Here is a 20152-nt window from a genome sequence, read left to right as displayed (position 1 = left end):
TCAAAACACCCCCGGAGAGGACTTCTCTCGAGGGTGCTTATTGACGCGTTTAAGCTGGGAAATACCGGACCAGATTCACCAATCCGTCCTCGGCAAACACGGTTGTTCCGTATTCGATCAATACCGCTTCAGTCGTTGTCGTCGTCTGGCCGTATTCACTGAGGACCGCGATAAAGTCGTCAAACGCACTTGTGCCGCATTCGTTGTCCAGGGCGAGATAGTAGCGCCCTTCATACATGTAAACACGCCCCATGCCAGATTCCGTCATCGGAAGCGTGCGATGCGCGGCTTGCACGATGGCTTCCAAGTCGTCGAATTGAAAGACGACCTGATCGCTCTCCTCCAATGTCACTTCCAACTCGTAAAGCTCCTCGTCCTGGTCGTCCATCCATTCATGATCTTTTGGCCGTCCGCGTGTCACAACGACCACCATGCCTTGAGCTGGAAGGGCAAAAACCTCTACTGCCACAGGACCGGACACTTCAAAACCGAGTTCTTCGTACGCTTGTTCCATCATGTCGTTAAATAATTCGTGCACTCTCGGTATGTCCCGCCACATGTCCTCTTTTTCGATGCCGCGTTCGACTAAGTCATCAAACGTCAAAAATACCCTGATCTTGTCCCGCCCCAAACGTTCCACGCGCATGGTTTACCCTCCCTTACGTCGTAAGCATATATTTAGCGTATGTGATGTCATTTTTGTATGTTACTACCTTTACTATACACAACTTGTTTCATTTTTGCACCCGCAATTCATGACAAATTTTACGGATTCCTTAATTTGTAAATCACCATTGGCGCCTCATTGTCGCCATCTTCATAAACGATGGTGATATCTCTTTTTCTCACGGCATTCCGTGAAACCGGATCGTAACTCATGTGCGGGGACAAATTGTAGTAATAGGTGACACCGTCAATCTCTACACCTTTTACGTTACTCTGTTTGGCCCAAATGCCAGGTTCCACTTCGATCAACGGATCGTCGTCCCGCTGCCGGTCCGCATATGAACCCACTACCTCCACTACTTTCTCTAAGTCGGTTTCACTGGCAACTGCAGTGGGAGGAAATCCGCTTTGCACTTGAGGTGCCAGTACAATTCCGCCACATAACAAGATAAAACCGCAACACAGCACAACAAACCGCTTGTTCACCATCCGTCACCCCCTGTGCATGACTATGCTCGTCCCATCCCGTTTATCACACCTTGGATCTTTTTTTCTGTACGGACGTATCGTGCCATAGTCTCACACGCTTCCAGGAAAACCATTCAAACCAAATCGTCACTCCGACACCGATCAAGGTGTGAACAAGCATCGCCTGCAGTAAATACACGACGACAGCACTGGATAAGACGATTGGAACGAGGTGTCGCCACCGCACCCACTTTGTAAGGGGAACGGGTAACTGCAACAGGAACGAGAGGGAGCGCTTCACAGTGCGGCGCAACAAGAGGATACAGAAGAACAACAAAAACAGGGAAAGCAAATAGTCGACAAACTGATACATGAAAAAGAGGCGCTTGTCTTTGGGAGTTAAAAATTCAGGCAGTGGAAACGGGAAAAAATAGGAAGCCAAGAGGGCTAGTATCAAGGCTGCAAAAGGAAAAACGAGGGTGTACAGCGCATACATCCGGACGTGCCTCCAAAAACTCGCTTTGTTACTACATGTATAGTCCAAACAGCATCAGACATGCCTGGTCATTCAGCGCTGGATGAACGCGTCGATCAGCCCGTACCGAATGCAGACACCTAACGTGAAGTCCACTGTAAAGTGGGCGACGGTAGAAGCCGCGATCGAGTGCGTCACGAGCACGAGGCTGCCCAAAACAAGGCTGACCAAAAATACGCTGGCAACCATCGCCCACTGTTTCAAGTAGCGAAAATGAATCAGGGTAAACAAAAGACTGGTCCCGACGACACCGAGGTACGGTTGTATGGCCCCGCGGAACAACAACTCTTCAGCCGAGGCAATGAACAGTGTCATGATCAAAATGTGCCATACAGGTTGATGGCGAAACAACTTTTCATTGATGCCGCTTTTATCTGTCATGTGGAGGGGAAACCGCCTGGACAACAACAGATCAGCACACACAATTAACAGCCCGGTACCTGCACCTACGAGGAGGACAGTCCAAGACTCCACGTTCCACAATTGGACCGTCAACCTGCCTTGCCACCACAAAAGGGCACAGGCGACTCCAAGCACGATTAGCTGTGTCACGTACAAATTCCACACGAGCACCCGATGGCTGAGCTGTTCAACGTCGACGCGATTCATGTTGAGTCACGCTCCACTTTAATGGTCCTGCAAAGGCGTCATGGAAGTCTGCCGTTCATTCGCAAACCTAACTGCCAATGGAATATCGAAAAACCGGCCAATCTGTTCGCTGGGCGAGTTGCCGTCACTGCTAAGCGATACGGGGACTATCCCATCAAGAAAATACAAGCCACTCCCCCGGAGAAGGAGGCAATGGCGTTCACCGCGTCATTCGTCATCCAGCTCACGCCTCTCACTGGCGACGCCTTACGGCCGCAGTGGCTTAAGCTTTCGACTGTCTTTTGGCAAACGTGACAGACGCACTGGCGTTGAACGGTCGCTCCCAACAGACTGTCGACGAACGCACCGATCAAGCCTGCCGCCGTTCCCGCAAAAATATAATGCCACCTTGGTGGCATCGCCACGTCGTCAAGGGGGGACAAGACATACCCGCACACTGCGATTAGCGCCGCACCTGCCGCTGCCGCCAGCGTCCCGGCCAAGGTGACACCGCCCGATTCCCCTGTGTCCACTTTCCGGCCGTTCAGCACAGAGCGAGGGCGGGCAGAGCTGAGCACGCCGATCTCCGTTGCCCACGTGTCAGCTGTAACGGATGCCAGAGACCCCGTAAAAGCCCATACCCATACAGGATCGTTCCACTGGATATACATACACGCAAATAGAACGGCCGCTCCTCCGTTGGCCATCACTTGCAGAGCATCGCGCCGTTCCCCTTTGGCAAACTGTTGCGCCACTTGACGTTTCAGCTTTCGTTTATAACGGGACCACGCACTGGATGTAACGAAAAAAACGAGCATCAAAGCAAACCAAAACGGATGCGCCGTCGTCACAAGCACCGTGCCGACAACAACGGCTGCGACACTGCCGCCTGCGGACAAAGCGTGTTTTCGGTACGCAGTAATCGCGACCGCTGCACTGCTGATGATCCCGATTAACAAGTGCATCATGACAGTGTGTCTCTGTCACTGCCTTCCAAGTAGTGGATAACCGCAGCGAGGCCTCCGTTTACGTTCACGACGCGTTCAAAACCGGATCGTTGCAAAAATTCACACGCATACTGACTGCGAACACCGTGGGCACAAAATACGTACGTCAGGCGTTCGGGTTCGAGCCGGGACACGTTGTCGGGCAACGTTTCTAACGGTATGTTGAGAGCTTCGTCAAGACGGTAAGTCTCCCACTCTTCCGTCTCTCTCACGTCGAGCAGAAGCACATCGCGAAGTTCTCCGTTACGGTATTTTCGGGCAAACTCCACCGGTTCAATGCGCTGCATGGGTCGTCACCACACCCTTTCCTGCCTATATTGTACCATATGTTTGCAAGTGCAGGGCGAATTGCTATAATGTAAGCTGTTCCTTAAAACTCAGCTCAGAGGTGATCATATGGCTAACGATAATCTGGTTGTCGACGCCTTTATAGAAATACCGCGCGGAAGCCAAAACAAATACGAATACGATGAAAAAGCAGGTGCTTACCGGTTGGACCGCGTGCTGTATTCTCCGATGCACTACCCGGCCGATTACGGTCATCTGAAAAAGACGCTCGCCCTTGACGGCGACCCCCTCGACATTCTCGTGTTGACGACATTTCCAACGTTTCCGGGATGTATCATTTCATCCCGCGTCATCGGCGTGTTGCTCATGTCCGACGACAAAGGCCAAGACGAAAAACTGTTGGGGGTACCGGTAGACGATCCCCGTTGGGATGACGTACATAGCTTGGAAGACATTCCTCGCCACACGCTAAAAGAGATTGAACACTTTTTCAAAGTGTACAAAGATCTGGAAAACAAAGTCACTCGCATCGACCGTTGGGAAGATGCTGCGTTCGCTCGAAACCTGTACCGAGAATGTGTCGATCGCTTCAACGGATAAAAGCGAAAATTTCCGGTTGACACGACGCAATCGTTCGTGTTACAGTTCTACTTAAAATTAAAGTCGTTGATCGGCTATGACGGAACTAAACGTGACGGAGCAAGCTCAGAGAGCCGGTGCGTGGTGTGAACCGGTGTTGCCTGTCATGTGGAGCACTCCCGAGCTATTCAATTGAACGCCCGCTTTCGGTCAGTAGGTTGAATCGGTTGTCCCGTTATCCTTCGGTTGCGTAACCGTCAGAGACCGTTAGTGCGAGCTAGCGGTAAAATGAGGGTGGTACCGCGGATCTCCGCCCCTCACTGCGCGAGTGCAGTGTGGCGGAGTTTTTTTATGACTGTTTCGATAAGCTATCACGACCAGGAGGAGAGGAAACGATGCTGTTTAAAGACAAATTTCGCTTGCACACGCCGGGCCCGACGCCGATTCCGCCGAGTGTTCAACACGCGATGAACCGGCCGATGATCGGTCACCGAAGCAGCACCTGCTCGGCCATCATCCAAGAGAGCAGTAAACGGCTGCAACCTATTTTCGGAACAAAACAGGACGTATTAATTATAACCGGCAGCGGCACGTCTGCACTGGAAAGTGCTGTTTCAAACACCGTACAAGCCGGAGACGAGGTGAGCGTCGTCGTCACTGGGGCCTTCGGTGACCGCTTTGCCAAATTAACGGAACGCTTCGGCTGTCACGTGCACCGCCTCGACATCCCGTGGGGGGAACGCTGTACGCCGGAAGAGCTAAAGTCCCACTTGCGCCAACATCCCGACGTCAAAGCTATTTTCATGACCTACTGTGAGACGTCTACAGGCGTTTTGAACCCGATAGAGGAGCTAGCTCGTGTGGCGCGGGAAGAAACAGACGCCCTTACCATCGTCGACGGCGTCAGCTGTATTGGCGCCGTCCCGATGGAGATGGACGCCTGGGGGATCGACATCGCGGTAACCGGTTCGCAAAAGGCCCTCATGTTGCCGGCTGGGCTCGCGTTTGTCGCCGTCAGTGAACGGGCGTGGCAAGTCATCGAAAACAACGCGACTCCCCGCTTTTACCTCGATCTCTCGGCTTACCGAAAAAGCCTGGGCAAACAGACGACGCCGTACACCCCGGCCGTCTCCTTACTGTTCGGTTTGGAAGAAGTGTTGAACCTTATAGAGGCGCAAGGGATGGACAACGTCATCGCCCGCCACCGATTGATGATGGAGATGACGCGCGCCGGCATTCGGGCCCTCGGTTTACCGCTCGTGGCGACAGACGAAGCCGCCTCTCCTACCGTCACGTCTGTTTACGGGACGAATGACGTTCACGTGGAAGATTTGCGCCAGACACTGTCCGCCATGAACGTGACCGTTGCCGGCGGTCAACAACACTTGAAAGGACAAATCTTCCGCATTGGGCACATGGGGTATTGTGAGCCGGGAGACATCCTTGCCGTCATCGCCACGTTGGAAGTGGCGCTGAAAACATTAAACGTCCCCGTCTCCCTCGGACGCGGGGTACAAGCCGCTGAGGAGGTGTGGGCACGTGTATAAAGTACTGGTGACAGACCCGTTGAGCGATCACGGTTTGCGGCAGCTGACGGACGCCCGCGACGTGGAAGTTGTAAAGAAAATTGGCCTCACAGAGTCGGCGTTGATTGACACTATTCCCCCTTACGACGCGCTCCTCGTCAGAAGCCAGACTCAAGTGAACGAGCGCGTACTCGACGCGGCAAAACAGTTAAAGGTCATCGGCCGCGCCGGAGTCGGCGTAGACAACATCGACGTTCCTGCGGCGACAGAAAGGGGAATTGTTGTCTTAAACGCCCCTGACGGCAACACCGTCTCCACGGCGGAGCACACGTTTGCCATGCTCATGGCCCTCTCGCGCAACATCCCACAAGCGTACCGCTCCCTCATAGGCGGTGAGTGGAACCGCAAAAAATTCGTAGGCGTTGAATTGCGCGGCAAAACGTTGGGAGTTGTCGGCATGGGCCGGATCGGAACGGAAGTCGCCAAACGCGCCAAAGCGTTCGGGATGAGCGTCTTGGGCTACGATCCATTTTTGACTGGAGAGCGGGCTAAAAGCATCGGCGTGGAAAAAGTCGACCTGTCCCGCCTCTTCGCCGAAAGCGACTTTATTACCGTGCACACGCCGTTAATTAAAGAAACGCATCACCTCATTGACAGCGACGCCTTTGCCGCCATGAAAGACGGTGTGCGCATATTGAACTGCGCCCGGGGCGGCATCGTGGACGAAGAAGCCCTCCTCGCCGCCCTCGAATCGGGCAAGGTTGCCGGGGCGGCACTGGACGTCTTCGAAGACGAACCGCCGACTGATCACCCGCTGCTCAAACATCCACGCGTCATCGCCACACCGCACTTAGGGGCCTCGACCGTGGAAGCCCAAGAACACGTCGCCCTTGACGTGTCGGAAGAAGTGCTGCACGTCTTGCGCGGAGAAACGTTTAAGAACGCCGTCAATCTGCCGTCCATTCCAGCGGAACTGGCGGAGCGGATCGCACCGTACCAGGCGCTCGCAGAAAAGTTGGGCAAGTTTGTCGTGCAAATGACAGAACATGCCGTGGAAAAGATAACCGTCTCGTACGCCGGCTCGTTGAACGAGTTCGACACGTCCCCCCTCACGCGCATGATTTTGAAAGGAGCGTTGTCCTGTTTTGTGACAGACGTCAACTACGTCAACGCCGTCGCCTTGGCCAAAGCCCGAGGCATCGACGTGACAGAGGAGCGTTCGTCCGCCAGTCGGGCCTTTACGAACTTGATTACCGTTCACATGGAGACGGCAGGGGAAGAACTGAGCGTAGCCGGAACCCTCGTCAACGGATTCGGAGAACGCATCGTCAAAATCAACGCGTACAGCATCGACTTGCAGCCTCAAGGGCACTTGCTCTACATCCAGCATCAAGACCGCCCCGGTGCCATCGGGCGCGTGGGCACGATCCTCGGCAGTCACGACGTGAACATTGCGGCGATGCAAGTCGGGCGCCGCGATATCGGCGGACAAGCCATCATGGTGTTGAGCGTGGACAAACCTGTAACAGCCGACGTCGTGACAGCGTTAGAAACACTCGAAGAAGTCCGCTCCGTCACGGAAATCGACCTTTAATAATAAATCGCCCGCTAATTGAGCGATTGTTTCCTCTACCGCCCTTCGTGGTACAATGGGGGGAGACGGCCGTGCTATTTTGTGGCACAGCACTGGACAACATCACGCTAAGAGATAAAGGAGTTGGATACGATGTCGACATTGACGGGAAAGGTGACCGTTGTGACTGGGGCAAGCCGCGGACTGGGACGCGCCATTGCCGAGATGTTCGCTGAAAACGGGGCGACTGTCGTGGCCACTGCCCGGGACAAAACGGCCTTAATCGACCTCGCCCAAAACTTTAGCGGTGAAGGAGCCATCGCCGCCTACGCCAGTGACGTGACGCAGTCCAATCAGGTGGAGGGGCTCATTCAGTTTGTGTTGGAACGTTTCGGTAAACTGGACATCCTGATCAACAACGCCGGGGTTGGCCACATGGGCCCTGTCCACGAACTGGCAGAGGAAGATTGGGACACGATGATGGCCGTCAATCTGAAAGGACCGTACTTGACGTGCAAATACGCCATCCCCCATTTCATCGAGCGAAAGAGCGGCCACATCATCAACATTTCCAGTGTGGCGGGCACTGTGACGTTCAAAGGTGGCGGCGGTTACTGCGCTTCCAAGTTCGGCTTGATGGCGCTGACCGACGTGTTGACGCAGGAACTAAAGCCCCACAAAGTTAGGGTGTCCGTCATCTGTCCCGGTTCGATCCAAACGGGATTCGGCAGCAGTGAACCGAAGTCGTATGCCCTTAAACCGAGAGATGTGGCCAAAGTGGCTTACGACATGGCCACGGCGCCGGAAGGCGTCATCATGAACCAGGTGGTCATGCGCCCGCAAGTCCCTCCGGAACTGCAATAAGAAACCCCCTGTGCCATGGACCGTACAGGGGTTTGAGCCGGATGAAGTGCTTCAAACCAGCAGCACAACGTCCGGCAAATGGATCGCCGTCTCACTCTTCTCCGTTTCTGTCGGGAAGGCGAATTGTAAAGACGGTTCCTTTTCCTTCTTTGCTTTCGACGGAAATGTTGCCGCCGTGCTCTTCCACGATGTGTTTAGCAATGGAAAGCCCAAGGCCAGTGCCGGACCCACCCCGGGTGCGCGCCTTGTCTGCTTTGTAAAAGCGTTCAAATATGAAGGGCAGATCTTGCACGGGGATGCCCGTCCCGGTGTCGCGCACTCGAATCACGACGCCGCCGTCGGAGGACTTATCCATTTCCAGTGTGACTGTTCCGTTTTCCGGGGTGTGGCGGATCGCGTTGTCGATCAAGTTGGTCAACACTTGTTCCATACCGTCCTCATCCAGCCATCCGTACAGCGGCTGTTCAGGAAACGCCGCCTCAAGGTGGACACCGTTTTCTGTCGCATAGCTGTGAAACTTGCGAATAATGCGGTGCCCCAGATCTTGTACGACCACTTCCCGCGGTTTAAACGGGATGGAACCTGACTCCATGCGTGCCAGATCAAGCAGCTCTTTCACGAGGCGCCCCATGCGCAGCGTCTCGTCATGGATGATGGTCGCCAGTTCTTTCCTGTCTTCCGGCGATTGAGCAATATCGTCGACGAGCGCCTCACTGTAGCCTTGCAGCATGGCCAGCGGTGTCCGCAGTTCGTGGGAAACATTCGCCACAAAGTCTTTGCGCAACTTGTCCATACGCCGTTCCTCGGTCACGTCGCGCAGAACGGCGACAGCTCCCCTCACTTGATCCCGGTTGTAGAGGGGCGTCATGACGACAGCCCACGTCCGGCCGTGAACGAACAGATCGGTGGCGTACTCTTGTTCCGTTTCGACGACCTGGTTAAAACTGTCCACCAGCGGTTTTGGGAGCGGCTGATAGTTCAACTGACGCTGATCCTCCCCTGACTCAGACCACACTTCCAGCAAGTGGTCAGCAGGAGGGTTCGTGATGATGACGTGACCGTCGGCATTGACGGTAATGACGGCGTCTGTCATGCTTTTAAGCACCGACGACAATTGCTCTTTCTCTTGGGAAAGAGCGTGGATACTCTCTTCCAACTGTGCCCCCATGCGGTTGAACGTCCCGGCCAGTTCCCCGATTTCGTCGTGTGTTCGGGCGGGGACACGTATGTCAAAATTCCCTTCTGCCATCTCATTCGCCGCCTGCTTCATTTTCAACAGCGGCTGCGTGACGCGGGACGAGAGAAAAAAGGCAAAAAACGTCGTGAGGAAAATGCCGATCAAAGCGGCGTAAAAGACGAGCTCTTTCGTTCTGTTCGTCGTATGCTCCAGTTGGGACAGCGACTGATACAGCACGATGGCTCCGATCACATCGCCTTCGCTACGAATCGGCTCTGCCACGGCCAGCACGTCGCCCTCAAATGGAGGTGTTTCTTCCGTCTCCCCGCCGCCCTCGACTTCGACGTCTAGCGTGCCGCGTACTTTCTTCTCCTTCCCTTCAAACACTTCCTTTAAATCAGAGCGCTTTAGCAGCTGTTCGATCGGTCCTAAGCTCTCTTCTTGAGCCGTCGTAAAGTAATCGTAAGAGGCCCCGTTTCCTTCTGCCGTGAGGACCACCATCTGCGTGTTGTAAGCCGGAAGCAATTCTTCTGCCATTTCAATGACGTGGCGCCGCGTTTGTAAACTTTGCCCGCTGCCGGAGTCTTCAATCATCTGGGCCAATTCCTGCGAAAGGGTCGTCAGTGAGCGCTCGTTCTCGTTTTCAAAGAACTGATCTAAAAATTGAATGAGCAACAGAACGAGAACGATGAGCACGACGGACACCAGGCCGATGATCGTCAGCCACAGTTTTCCTACGACGCTGCGCCAGATCACTCTTTCGGAACCTCTAACTTGTAGCCGACGCCCCAAACCGTCGCAATCATGGCAGCCGCTTCCGGTGACGCTCTATTTAATTTCTCCCGCAGACGTTTGACGTGGGTATCCACCGTGCGCAAATCGCCGAAAAAGTCGTAGTGCCAGACGTCTTTCAACAGTTCTTCACGGGAAAACACCTTGTCCGGCGACTGGGCTAAGTAGTGCAGCAGCTCGTACTCCTTCGGTGTCAAATTCACTTCTTCTCCACCTGCGACGACACGGTGGGCGTCGTGGTCAATCGTCAAATCGGGAAATACGATGGCGTTATTCGCACTTTGATCTGTCTTCAAGTAGGCAGTGGCCGAGGAACGGCGCAGCAAGGCTTTTACCCGGTGTACCAGTTCCCGGGGGCTGAACGGCTTGACGACGTAGTCGTCCGCCCCCACTTCAAAACCTTGGATGCGGTTCGTTTCTTCACCGCGGGCGGTCAACATGATGACGGGGGTCGCTTTTTTCTTGCGCAGCTCTTGACACACGTCGATCCCGTCCATCCCCGGCAGCATTAAATCGAGCAGGATGAGGTCGTAGTCCGTCTCCAGCGCTTTAGCCAGTGCAGTATCTCCGTCTTCTGCTTCTTCGATCTCATACCCCTCCCGCTCCAAGTACATGCGGACGAGACGTCGAATCCGTGCTTCGTCATCGACGACGAGTATCCGTTCTTGATCAGACATGTCCACTTACACCTGCCTTACCCTTTATCCTTTATTATATCATCTTACTTTAAGCGTAACTGTGGAGGCCTGACACGACGAGGTTGATCACCACTAAGTTAATCATAATGATGACAAAACCGCCGACAGCCAACCACGCGGCTTTTTCCCCTTGCCAGCCCCTGGACAGTCTCAGATGCAAATACGCACTGTAAAACAACCACGTGATGAGGGCCCACACTTCCTTCGGGTCCCATCCCCAAAATCTCCCCCACGCTTCATGGGCCCAAATCATGGCAAAGATGAGACCGCCGAGGGTAAAGATTGGATAGCCGATGGCGATGGCACGGTAACTGATTTCTTCAGCCAGTTCTCCGTCAACTCCCTTTACGGCCCTGTACAAGACGTCGATCATCCGGCGGCGAAAAACGAGGCGCCATACGCCGTACAGAACGAGCCCGCCGATGACAGACCAAATGACCGTATTGAACTTGCGGGCGGCGTTTACGCCTTTCATCCACGCGGGAGCTTCAAACCACCCCATGTCCATGCCGAGGAATGGGTCTTCGGACAGCGTCTCACTGTCTGCCGGTATGACAAGCGGCGGCAAGACGTACGCCTGTATCTCGACACGCTCCTCCGCAGTACCGGCATCGACCACGTGGGCGTATTCCGCTTCGTACCCCAAACTGGAAAAGAGGAAAAACAGAGCGATAAACGCGAGCAGCATCGTGACGACGAGCAGGATCATCTCCAGCCAAAAAGCGCTTCGGCTCTTGCGGTCGACGGTACGCAACAACGAAATCAGCCCGGCGACAGCCCCGATGGCGAGCACGCCTTCACCGATAGAGACGGTCGTGACGTGAATGTACAGCCAGTGACTTCGCAGAGCCGGAATAAGGGGCTGAACTTCCGTCGGAAAAACGGAAGCGTACGCGATCAAGATGAGGGCGAGGGGCATAGCGAAAGCCCCTAACACCCGTATTTTATAAATTCCGTAAATGAAGAGAAACGCCAAGGCGATGCAAAACCCGAGAAACGACATAAATTCGAACATGTTACTCGTGGGAAAGTGGCCGGCGATCACCATGCGGTATACGACAAATACGGCGTGACAAATCACACCTAGAATCGCCAGCCCATATCCGATCGTTCCGAGACGCGCAACAAAATCGCCTTGGGCCGTCTGTTCGCGATCTCCGTTTCTCCGCTTCCACTTTCGCCCCGTTATGGATACGACAAAGGCGACAGTAGAGAACAAATAAAGAAAAAACGCCGCTAACAGTATGTTCATCATCCAAACCTCCTGCATCTACTCAGAGCAGATTACGTGCTCGGTTTGTCCGGAATGTCTAGCCCGACAACATCTGCTACATCCCGCAGTTCTTTTTTCAAACCGAACCAGTTTTTGTTTGTGTGGGCACCAAAGTGAAGGGTGCGGTCTTGAATCCCGACCCACACGCGCCGATGCTGCCAGTAAAAACCGATGACGACACCGACCATAAAAATGCCCGCTCCCGTAAAAATGATAGGCAGACTTTTGTCCATCCGAACCATGAGCCCGCTCACATTGACCATCTCAATGTCCGCTAGCGCGATGTCATATCGGTTATTCTCGGACAATTCATCGAGATTCAAACCCGAAATGACCCACGACTTCTCGCCCTCTGGTTTTTCCGGCGTGACGACGTTGAACACGAAAGCCGGCCGGTTCGGGTTGTTCGAACGGGTCGTCGGCTTGTTGTCTTCCAGAGCGAAGTCGGGATAGTACTCCAAAATTTCAACCTTTATCCCGTTGTCAAACGTATAAGTCGGTTGCGGGTCGTCCAGATTCACGTCGAACGTGCCGATTGTTTTTCCGCTCGCGTTGTCGTTAAGCGTCAACTTTAACGACACAGGTTGACTCTGTTGGAAACCGGACTGGTACACGAGCAGATCTTCGTGTTTTAACGGGTGATTGACGAGGATGACGTCGGACTTAATTTCTTCTAGGCCTCCGTCCTGTTCGTCTTTTTTGTACAACACCACGTGAGTCTCGTACTGCTCCACAATCTGGCCTTCAAGATTTTGGCTTTCCGGCGCCTCCTCCGGATCATAAAACTTGATGATGGCCTGTTCATTTTTTAACGCGTAGTCCGTTCCCGGTAAATCTGCCGTTTCCCCTTCCCGCAACCAGACGTATTCGTCCAAATACCAGCCGGGAATGAGCCGCATTAACGTCCCTAACAAAAAAATAATGAGCCCGATGTGATTAATGTACGGCCCCCAACGGCTAATGCGCCCTTTTTCCGCCAGAAGGGCATTTCCGTCCCGACGTACGTTGTACCGCTTTTCCGACAGTTTCTCCGTCAGACGGCGGAGGACGGTCTCCTCCTCCCCATCCGAGATGTGACGGGACGCCGCCACCCGTTGTTTGTCAATAAATGCGACGTCTTTTTTGACCCGTTGGTTTTTTAACGCTTTATACAGGGGAACGACGCGGTCCAAACTGCAGATGACGAGGGAAATCCCGATCAATGCCAGCAGGGTGACGTACCACCAAGAGGCGTACATGTCACCCAAGCCGAGTTTGTAGTAGACCTCCCCCCATACGCCGTACTGCTGTTCGTACCACGCTTCCTTATTTGCCGCCGGGACGTACCGCTCCTGGGGAAAAATGGTGCCAACAATGGACGCCACCAATGTGATAAGAATTAAGATGACCGCTACTTTGACAGACGAGAAAAAGTTCCAAATGCGGTCGATCAACGTTTTCTTATAGGTTTGTGATCGTCGGGCAGCCCCCTCGTAGCGCATGTTCAGCTCGCCCTGTTTGATTCCTTCAGCATCCTTGTCCAGAGGGCGTCCACAGTTCTCACACAATAGCGTTCCCACTGGATTGTTGTGCCCGCACGTGCACTTCGTGTTTTCGATCATCGCATGCTCATCCTAACGGTCACTCGCAGCTTTAAAGTGTCGTGACACTCGCGCAAGGTGGTACCTGTCTCTATCGCCTTCTATTATATCGTTACCGGTAAACGCCAGCAGGGACGACGTTTGAAAATTGTGTGAATCTGTTTACGAAAACAGCATCTCTTTCAATTTCTTCATTTCATCCACCGTGAGGGCGCGGTATTGACCCGGTTTGAGACCGCCTGTGCGCAAAAAGCCGATCCGTTCGCGGATTAACTTTTTCACCGGGTGTCCGACGGCTTCACACATGCGCCTCACCTGGCGATTCCGCCCTTCGTGGATGACGAGCCGTATCCAGGCTGTCTTCGACATGGCTCGCACTGTCGAGACACGGGCGGGAGCCGTTACACCGTCTTCAAGTGCGACGCCTTTTGCAAGGCGACTGAGCGCCGATTCATTCGGGACCCCTTGAACGAGGGCCAGGTAACTTTTTTCGATTTCGAAGCGGGGATGCATCAGCCGGTTGGCCAGCTCACCGTCGTTCGTCATCAACAGCAACCCTTCGGTATCGTAATCGAGTCTCCCTACGGGGTACAGCCGAACAGGGACGTCACGGAAGTAGTTTGCGACCGTTTTTCGCCCCCTCGGATCAGAGAGACTCGTAATGACTTTTTTCGGTTTGTAAAACAGATAGGTGTGTTTGTCTTCCGCTTTTACCACGCGGCCGTCCACTTCAATGACATCGCGCGCCTCATCCACTTTCGTGCCCAATTCCGTCACTGTCTGACCGTTTACCCGCACCCTTCCCGCTGAGATCAGCTGTTCTGCTTTCCGTCTGGAGGCAATGCCCGCTTGCGCAATCACTTTTTGCAAACGTTCCAAATGGTCCAACCCCTCATTCCCATCTTAACCAACTCACATCGTTTTAAGCCTTTCGTCTGCTCCTGTTCTAAAAAACGTAAAACGGCCGCAACGGGACCGTTTTACGTCATGGGCAGGAAAAAAGTTGATATAAGCTGTTTAGAAGCGAATCACTTCGAAGCCCAAAAGCAGGACGAGTAAAAGCGCGACGGCGAACTGGACCCAGGAAGAGCCTGCTCTTTGCCCCGCCTCCGTCCTGGACAGTATCCGCTCCATCACGGCAATGAGCCACACGGCGATGATTCCTTTGACGATGTACATCAAGGGAAATTGGTAAAGGAAGAGCATCCCCAACCCGGATATGACCATGACGACGAAAAAAAGGCGCAGGATCATGCGGGTGATTTTGTGTCCCTTGACCTTCCCCGTTTTTATCAAGGCAAATGAGGCGATAAACAAAAGCAGTGTCACTGCCCACGAATCGGCGTGCGTAAAGTATAACACGTTAGCCACGACTTAGCCTCCTCGAGTATGTACTATTCAAACCTATCGCTATCTTGCCACAACGGATAGCTGAAGGCAACTCTAAAGTCTAGTTTAAATAGAACCTGCCTAAAATGGCAGACGATAATGATACGAATGTGTGAACGTTAAGATGGAAAGACGATCGAAGCGATCAACCAGGCGGCTGTCAATCCGACGGCGTCTGCCAACAGACCGACTTTGAGAGCATAACGGCTGTTGCGTATGCCGACGGCACCGAAGTATACGGTCAGGACGTACAAAGTCGTATCCGTGCTCCCCTGCATCGTGGAAGCGAGTCTCCCGAGGAAACTGTCGGCACCGTACGTTTGAATGATATCCGATGCCATCGCCAGCGACCCCGCTCCGGAAATGGGGCGCATAAAGGCCAGTGGAACCACTTCTTCCGGAAAGTTCACCCACGACAACAGCGGAACGAACGCGTGAATGATGACATCCATGGCTCCGGACTCGCGAAAAACGTGTATACCGACCATCATCCCTAACAAATGGGGAAATATGCTCGTGATGGTCGGTACACTTTCTTTCGCGCCGTCGACAAAGCTTTCATAAACCGGAACCCGTTTGGCTAAACCGTAGACTGGAATGAAGGCGATGAGTGCCGGAAGCAGCCATTTCGAAAGCCAGCCGATCATTTCAAACACGCCATCACCTGCTTTCTTCATAAGTGATTGGATGCGCTGCGCACGCAACTGGACGGGGAGCGCAATGTGATGTGGGCAAGAGTCAACTTCTCCCTCGGAAGCAAACCAGATGGCCACGTGCAAGTCTTTACCGTGTGTGACGACTGCGGAACCACTTGTCGAGGAGGACAGCAGCTACGGTGGCACAACATGTAGCGAAGAGGGTCGTGCCGATGATCTCAGTCGGGTTTTGCGAACCGTACTCCATTCGGATGCCCAGGATCATCGTCGGAATAATGGTCATCCCTGACGTGTTAATGGCGAGGAGGGTACACATGGCCGCACTGGCCGTCTGCTTGTCTGGGTTTAAATCTTGTAAAGCTTTCATTGCTTTAATTCCCATCGGTGTCGCCGCATTCCCCAACCCGAACAGGTTAGCAGACACGTTGGATACAATGTAACCGATGGCCGGGTGGTCTTTCGGGACGTCTGGAAACAACAAGCGAATGACTGGGGCGATCCACCTCCCCAGTTTTTTCAGCAACCCGGCATCTTCCGCGATCCTCATCAGACCGAGCCAAAAGGCGAGCACCGTTACTAAACCGACGCACACGAGCAAGGCTTCTTTGGCCCCACGGAATGCAGCGGGGACGATAACTTCAATATTACCCTGGAGAGCTGCCACGACAATCCCGGAAATGATCAGAAAAGCCCATATGTAGTGAATCATGGCGATCCCCCGCCCCACAACTGGGAAATCAAGGCCGTCCAACGGTCCCACAACTGGACAGTCTCCTCATCGCGAGGAACTTTTGCCACGATTAACGGAACCGTTCCGATCCGTTCCCCTTCCAGCTCAATCTGCACTTCCCCGACGCGAACACCGGGTTGAAGGTCTTGCGGCAATCCCCCGGGATGTCGACGTTCGTCTCGACTGACGACAACTCTTGTTCCGAGAGGGGATAGGTAAACACACGTTCTGGAACGATCTGAAGCCCGTGTGCTTCAAGTTCACGGTTGACGGCATGGGAGACAGGCTTTCGGCCGTCAACGAGAGTGCGAAGGGGGAACTGTTCAAAACCATAGTTCAAGAGGGCGATGGAATCGTTCCAATCGTCTGGCGCGTTCAACGTGACGGTCACGAGTTGTTGGCCGTCCCGCGTGGCCGACGACACAAGGGTCCGCTTCGCTCGAGATGTATATCCGGTTTTGACGCCGTCGGCACCGGCGTACAAGTGCAGCATTTTGTTTTTGTTATACCATTTGCGGTCCCATTTTTCTCCCGGATTCGGAACGTTGATCGTCTGGGTGGCGACAATGCTTTGAAAGACGTCGTTGTTCAGGGCATAAGCGGTCAGTTTGGCCATATCTCGCGCTGTGGAATAGTGGTCTTCCGCGTCCAGTCCGTGGGGATTGACAAAATGGCTATTGGTCATGCCCAAATATTCCGCCTTTTCATTCATAAGAACAGAAAACCCCGGAACGGAACCTCCGATGTGTTCGGCTATGGCGACAGCCGCATCGTTTCCGGAACGAAGCATCAGACCGTACAACAAGTGGCGGAGCGTCATTTTTTCTCCGCTCTTTAAATAGAGGGATGACCCTTCCTGTCGCGCTGCACGCGCACTCACTGTCACCTTTTCGTCTAAATCGCCGTGCTCAATGGCGATGATCGCAGTCATGATTTTCGTAATACTGGCAATCGGTTTTTGTTCATCGGCGTTCTTCTCGTAAAGAAAACGCCCAGACTGTACGTCGATCACTGAAGCCGCTTGTGCACTGATGTGTGGCGGTTCTGCAGCGACGGCTCCTGGGGCAAGCAAGGGAAAAACCGAGATCAGCAAAGCGAAAACGAGCACGCGGACGTATCGCTCCATACCCTTGTCTCTCCTCGTCCACACATGATTAGTACATGTATATGAGCGTAAGGGACCGGTATGCCGAACAAAACCTCGTACCCTTTCCGGATACGAGGTCTGTTCCACGTTTACAAGTCGCTCAGTTTGGTGTGGGTCTCAATCTTTTCTTTTTTCTTCGTCATTTCTTGAATCTTCTCCACTAATCCAGGGGCCAGGTCAATTAAACGATCGTACAAATGGGTCGAATGGTCGAGGTTCAACAATTTGATTTCCGTTGACGAGACGATGAGAAAGGCGATCGGTGTGATGGAAACGCCGCCGCCACTTCCACCGCCAAACGGAAACGACTCCCCTTCTTCTGTCGAATAGTCTACACTCCGCTGGGCAGGCGGAAATTCACTCCCTCCTGCTGCAAAGCCAAACCCGACCTTCGATACGGGCAAAATAACACTACCGTCCGGCGTTTCGACCGGATCTCCCACAATCGTGTTGACATCCACCATCTCTTTAATGTTTTCCATGGCGGTTTTCATCAGGCCTTGGATCGGATGTTCCGGCATGAGATGTTCACTCCTTTACGCACTGCTTCCGATTTTGTCCCTCGTTCCCTCCGTCTTTCGGATGTGCAACAAAATTTTTACTCCGGCAAGTATAGCCTCCCCGAGCCGAAATTTTACTATGCAGTGAAAGTGCGTGTACAACCGGGTGCGATAGAAGTCGGGAGTCACTGCCAAATTCGGGACGTCCTTCATCTGGACATAACGGGAAACCCAACCGACCGCCGTTGATTTGAGGCCCCAAGCCGCACCGATCAGCATGCCGGTTTCCGCCGCATCCCCCGTCCCCAGCGCGGTATACCAGTGGAGATGCTCACAGCGAACCTTGGCCAAAAAGCCCTTCACGATGTTCAACAGATGGACGACTCTTTCCTTCAAACGGTTCAGTTGCTGTTGGGACTGCCGAATGGTGTCCAACGTTATGCGCTGCTCCCTGACACCATCTTCACTCACGTCCACACTCCGTGCTTCTGGACGCCACTTCAGAGCAGGGACAGTCTTTTTGACTTTGACGAGTCCCCTCAGAGCGGAGATCGTCACTTGGAGGCGATCGTCTCCCCCTTTGCGGCGGTAATCGACGTCGATGCGAATCACCAGCATTGAGATCAGGACGATGAACGCGACAACGGCGGCGGTTGTCCACCCCAACCACACCACACGCGAGACCTCCCGGCACTGCTTTTCGGATACTGGTTATTTTATCCAATTAGCTCTGGTCGTATGCAACAAAAAAACCCGGAGTTTCCTCCAGGCTTTACGCGTTTATCTTTTTGGCAAACAGATCCCGATGCTCTTCCTCAACGTCTTTCAAATCGACCAACTGATCCGCAGGCGGCAGGTCCTTGAGGTCCCTTAGACCAAAGTGTTGGAGGAAATCTTCGGTCGTGCCGTACAAGATCGGGCGGCCGACGCCTTCCGCCCGCCCCACTTCTTTAATTAAGCGCTTAGCGCTCAACGTCTGCAGGGCCCTTTCACTTTTTACGCCGCGAATGTCTTCAATTTCCCCGCGGGTGATAGGCTGTTTGTAAGCGACGATAGCCAACGTTTCCATTGCCGCCTGGGAGAGGGAGGAACTGCTGGGAGATTCGGCAAGGGCTGCGTAGTAAGGAGCGTGTTCCGGACGCGTCGTCATTTGATACGCCCCTGCCAGTTCCACTATTTGCAAGCCCCGCTTCTCCCTGTTAAAATCTGCTGCTAAATCGTCCACCATATCCCGCACGACCTCTTGATCCAGTTTGAGAACATTCGCGATTTGTTTCGCGGTTAAACCCTCGTCTCCGGCGACAAACAGCAGTCCTTCCAGCACTGCCTTCAGATCACGGTCATCCACTGGCTTCATTCACCTCGTTTCGGCAAATGACGATCTCCGAGAACAGCTGTTTTTGTTCACACACAACTTCCCGCTTTTTGATCAGCTCCAAAACAGCGAGAAACGTGACGATCACTGCTTCACGCGTCGGCAGGCCCGTCAGCAGTTTCGTAAATTTTATCTCTTTTTTGCGGTGGAGTAAGGTGCGCAACGCATGGACGCGCTCGCTGACGGAAAGCGTATCCCGCTTGATCCGAGACGTCGGTTCCGCCTTTTTCTTGTTTGCCAGTATAGACTGGAACGCTTTAGCGAGATCGTAAACCGATACGTCTTTGACGGGGTTCGGCTCTTTTTCCGGGATAAACGCTTGGAGATCTGCCGGTATGCGGGTAAACACTTTGGCCCGGTCCTTTCCCCTTTTTTTTAACATTTCGGCCAGGAGTTTAAACCGTTTGTACTCCACAAGGCGGAGAATAAGCTCCTGGCGCGGGTCCACGTCTTCCACGTCCATGTCGAACCCTGGTTGAAAGGTGTCCGGTTCCGGTTTGGGCAGGAGCATCTTGCTTTTCATGGCGAGAAGAGTGGAAGCCATGACTAAAAACTCGCTGGCGACGTCCAGTTCGAGCCGCTGCATCTCCGCGAGGACTTCCATGTACTGCTGGGTCACTTCTGCGATGGAAATCTCGTACAAGTCGATTTCAGACCGTTCGATCAAGTGCAGCAGCAAGTCGAGGGGCCCTTCAAACGTCTCCAGTTTCAATTCAATGTTCACGTGCGTCACCTAATGTG

At 53.6% G+C, this 20152-nt stretch carries 23 protein-coding genes; 4 read left to right on the top strand and 19 right to left on the bottom strand.

The window, feature by feature from the left end:
* Window positions 1-49: 49 nt before the first annotated feature.
* The 6 genes from B0W44_RS13650 to B0W44_RS13625 form a co-directional block, all read right to left on the bottom strand.
* Entirely contained in the window at window positions 50-646 is a 597-nt protein-coding gene (locus B0W44_RS13650; RefSeq protein WP_077720507.1) for a genetic competence negative regulator, read from the bottom strand.
* Between the two features lie 119 nt (window positions 647-765).
* On the bottom strand, window positions 766-1152 hold the full coding sequence (locus B0W44_RS13645; protein WP_149027024.1) for a hypothetical protein: 387 nt from the start codon (window positions 1150-1152) through the stop codon (window positions 766-768).
* A gap of 46 nt (window positions 1153-1198) precedes the next feature.
* A complete protein-coding gene (locus tag B0W44_RS13640) occupies window positions 1199-1630 on the bottom strand; it encodes a hypothetical protein (protein WP_077720505.1) in 432 nt (143 codons plus the stop codon).
* Window positions 1631-1702: 72 nt separating this feature from the next.
* The gene (locus tag B0W44_RS13635) at window positions 1703-2278 is read right to left on the bottom strand and encodes a CPBP family intramembrane glutamic endopeptidase (RefSeq protein WP_077720504.1); all 576 of its coding nucleotides are present in this window, start codon (window positions 2276-2278) and stop codon (window positions 1703-1705) included.
* A 146-nt stretch (window positions 2279-2424) separates the two neighbouring features.
* A complete protein-coding gene (locus B0W44_RS13630; RefSeq protein WP_077720503.1) occupies window positions 2425-3225 on the bottom strand; it encodes a DUF92 domain-containing protein in 801 nt (266 codons plus the stop codon).
* Complete coding sequence (locus tag B0W44_RS13625; RefSeq protein ID WP_077720502.1) at window positions 3222-3551, bottom strand: rhodanese-like domain-containing protein; 330 nt, start codon at window positions 3549-3551, stop codon at window positions 3222-3224. The genes B0W44_RS13630 and B0W44_RS13625 overlap by 4 nt, the downstream gene beginning before the upstream one ends.
* Window positions 3552-3660: 109 nt before the next feature.
* Here B0W44_RS13625 and B0W44_RS13620 point away from each other — a divergent pair, with 109 nt between their 5' ends.
* From B0W44_RS13620 to B0W44_RS13605, 4 genes are all read left to right on the top strand, one after another.
* Window positions 3661-4152: an inorganic diphosphatase gene (locus B0W44_RS13620; RefSeq protein ID WP_077720501.1), complete on the top strand. Its 492-nt coding sequence runs from the start codon at window positions 3661-3663 to the stop codon at window positions 4150-4152.
* A 377-nt stretch (window positions 4153-4529) separates the two neighbouring features.
* Entirely contained in the window at window positions 4530-5678 is a 1149-nt protein-coding gene (locus B0W44_RS13615) for a pyridoxal-phosphate-dependent aminotransferase family protein (protein WP_077721409.1), read from the top strand.
* A complete protein-coding gene (gene serA / locus B0W44_RS13610) occupies window positions 5671-7251 on the top strand; it encodes a phosphoglycerate dehydrogenase (RefSeq protein ID WP_077720500.1) in 1581 nt (526 codons plus the stop codon). The genes B0W44_RS13615 and serA overlap by 8 nt, the downstream gene beginning before the upstream one ends.
* A gap of 132 nt (window positions 7252-7383) precedes the next feature.
* Entirely contained in the window at window positions 7384-8094 is a 711-nt protein-coding gene (locus B0W44_RS13605; protein WP_077720499.1) for an SDR family oxidoreductase, read from the top strand.
* A 91-nt stretch (window positions 8095-8185) separates the two neighbouring features.
* On the opposite strand, the gene B0W44_RS13600 is transcribed toward B0W44_RS13605, so the two are convergent.
* From B0W44_RS13600 to B0W44_RS13540, 13 genes are all read right to left on the bottom strand, one after another.
* Window positions 8186-10027 carry an ATP-binding protein gene (locus B0W44_RS13600; RefSeq protein ID WP_418304050.1) on the bottom strand — a complete coding sequence of 614 codons (1842 nt, stop codon included), beginning with the start codon at window positions 10025-10027 and terminating at the stop codon, window positions 8186-8188.
* Complete coding sequence (locus tag B0W44_RS13595) at window positions 10024-10740, bottom strand: response regulator (RefSeq protein WP_077720498.1); 717 nt, start codon at window positions 10738-10740, stop codon at window positions 10024-10026. The genes B0W44_RS13600 and B0W44_RS13595 overlap by 4 nt, the downstream gene beginning before the upstream one ends.
* A gap of 49 nt (window positions 10741-10789) precedes the next feature.
* Complete coding sequence (ccsA, locus tag B0W44_RS13590; RefSeq protein ID WP_418304049.1) at window positions 10790-12013, bottom strand: cytochrome c biogenesis protein CcsA; 1224 nt, start codon at window positions 12011-12013, stop codon at window positions 10790-10792.
* A 32-nt stretch (window positions 12014-12045) separates the two neighbouring features.
* The gene (gene resB / locus B0W44_RS13585; RefSeq protein ID WP_149027023.1) at window positions 12046-13635 is read right to left on the bottom strand and encodes a cytochrome c biogenesis protein ResB; all 1590 of its coding nucleotides are present in this window, start codon (window positions 13633-13635) and stop codon (window positions 12046-12048) included.
* Window positions 13636-13776: 141 nt separating this feature from the next.
* On the bottom strand, window positions 13777-14493 hold the full coding sequence (locus B0W44_RS13580) for a pseudouridine synthase (RefSeq protein ID WP_077720496.1): 717 nt from the start codon (window positions 14491-14493) through the stop codon (window positions 13777-13779).
* A gap of 138 nt (window positions 14494-14631) precedes the next feature.
* Window positions 14632-14985, bottom strand: a complete 354-nt coding sequence (locus B0W44_RS13575; RefSeq protein ID WP_077720495.1) for a DUF1516 family protein — start codon at window positions 14983-14985, stop codon at window positions 14632-14634.
* A 137-nt stretch (window positions 14986-15122) separates the two neighbouring features.
* Window positions 15123-15659, bottom strand: coding sequence for a spore maturation protein (locus tag B0W44_RS13570; RefSeq protein ID WP_077721406.1), 537 nt, complete (start codon window positions 15657-15659; stop codon window positions 15123-15125).
* A gap of 127 nt (window positions 15660-15786) precedes the next feature.
* A complete protein-coding gene (locus B0W44_RS13565) occupies window positions 15787-16419 on the bottom strand; it encodes a nucleoside recognition domain-containing protein (protein ID WP_335582620.1) in 633 nt (210 codons plus the stop codon).
* Between the two features lie 40 nt (window positions 16420-16459).
* A complete protein-coding gene (locus B0W44_RS13560) occupies window positions 16460-17515 on the bottom strand; it encodes a D-alanyl-D-alanine carboxypeptidase family protein (protein WP_149027022.1) in 1056 nt (351 codons plus the stop codon).
* A gap of 110 nt (window positions 17516-17625) precedes the next feature.
* Window positions 17626-18057 carry a GerW family sporulation protein gene (gene ytfJ, locus B0W44_RS13555; protein ID WP_077720493.1) on the bottom strand — a complete coding sequence of 144 codons (432 nt, stop codon included), beginning with the start codon at window positions 18055-18057 and terminating at the stop codon, window positions 17626-17628.
* A 15-nt stretch (window positions 18058-18072) separates the two neighbouring features.
* The gene (locus B0W44_RS13550) at window positions 18073-18711 is read right to left on the bottom strand and encodes a DUF2953 domain-containing protein (protein ID WP_077720492.1); all 639 of its coding nucleotides are present in this window, start codon (window positions 18709-18711) and stop codon (window positions 18073-18075) included.
* Between the two features lie 97 nt (window positions 18712-18808).
* The gene (gene scpB, locus B0W44_RS13545) at window positions 18809-19384 is read right to left on the bottom strand and encodes an SMC-Scp complex subunit ScpB (RefSeq protein ID WP_077720491.1); all 576 of its coding nucleotides are present in this window, start codon (window positions 19382-19384) and stop codon (window positions 18809-18811) included.
* A complete protein-coding gene (locus B0W44_RS13540) occupies window positions 19377-20144 on the bottom strand; it encodes a segregation and condensation protein A (RefSeq protein WP_228441167.1) in 768 nt (255 codons plus the stop codon). The genes scpB and B0W44_RS13540 overlap by 8 nt, the downstream gene beginning before the upstream one ends.
* Window positions 20145-20152: the final 8 nt, after the last annotated feature.

The sequence above is a fragment of the Novibacillus thermophilus genome (assembly GCF_002005165.1).
Taxonomy (GTDB): Bacteria; Bacillota; Bacilli; order Thermoactinomycetales; family Novibacillaceae; genus Novibacillus; species Novibacillus thermophilus.
Note: the sequence above shows the minus strand (reverse complement) of the source record. Positions and strands in the feature narration are given on the sequence as shown.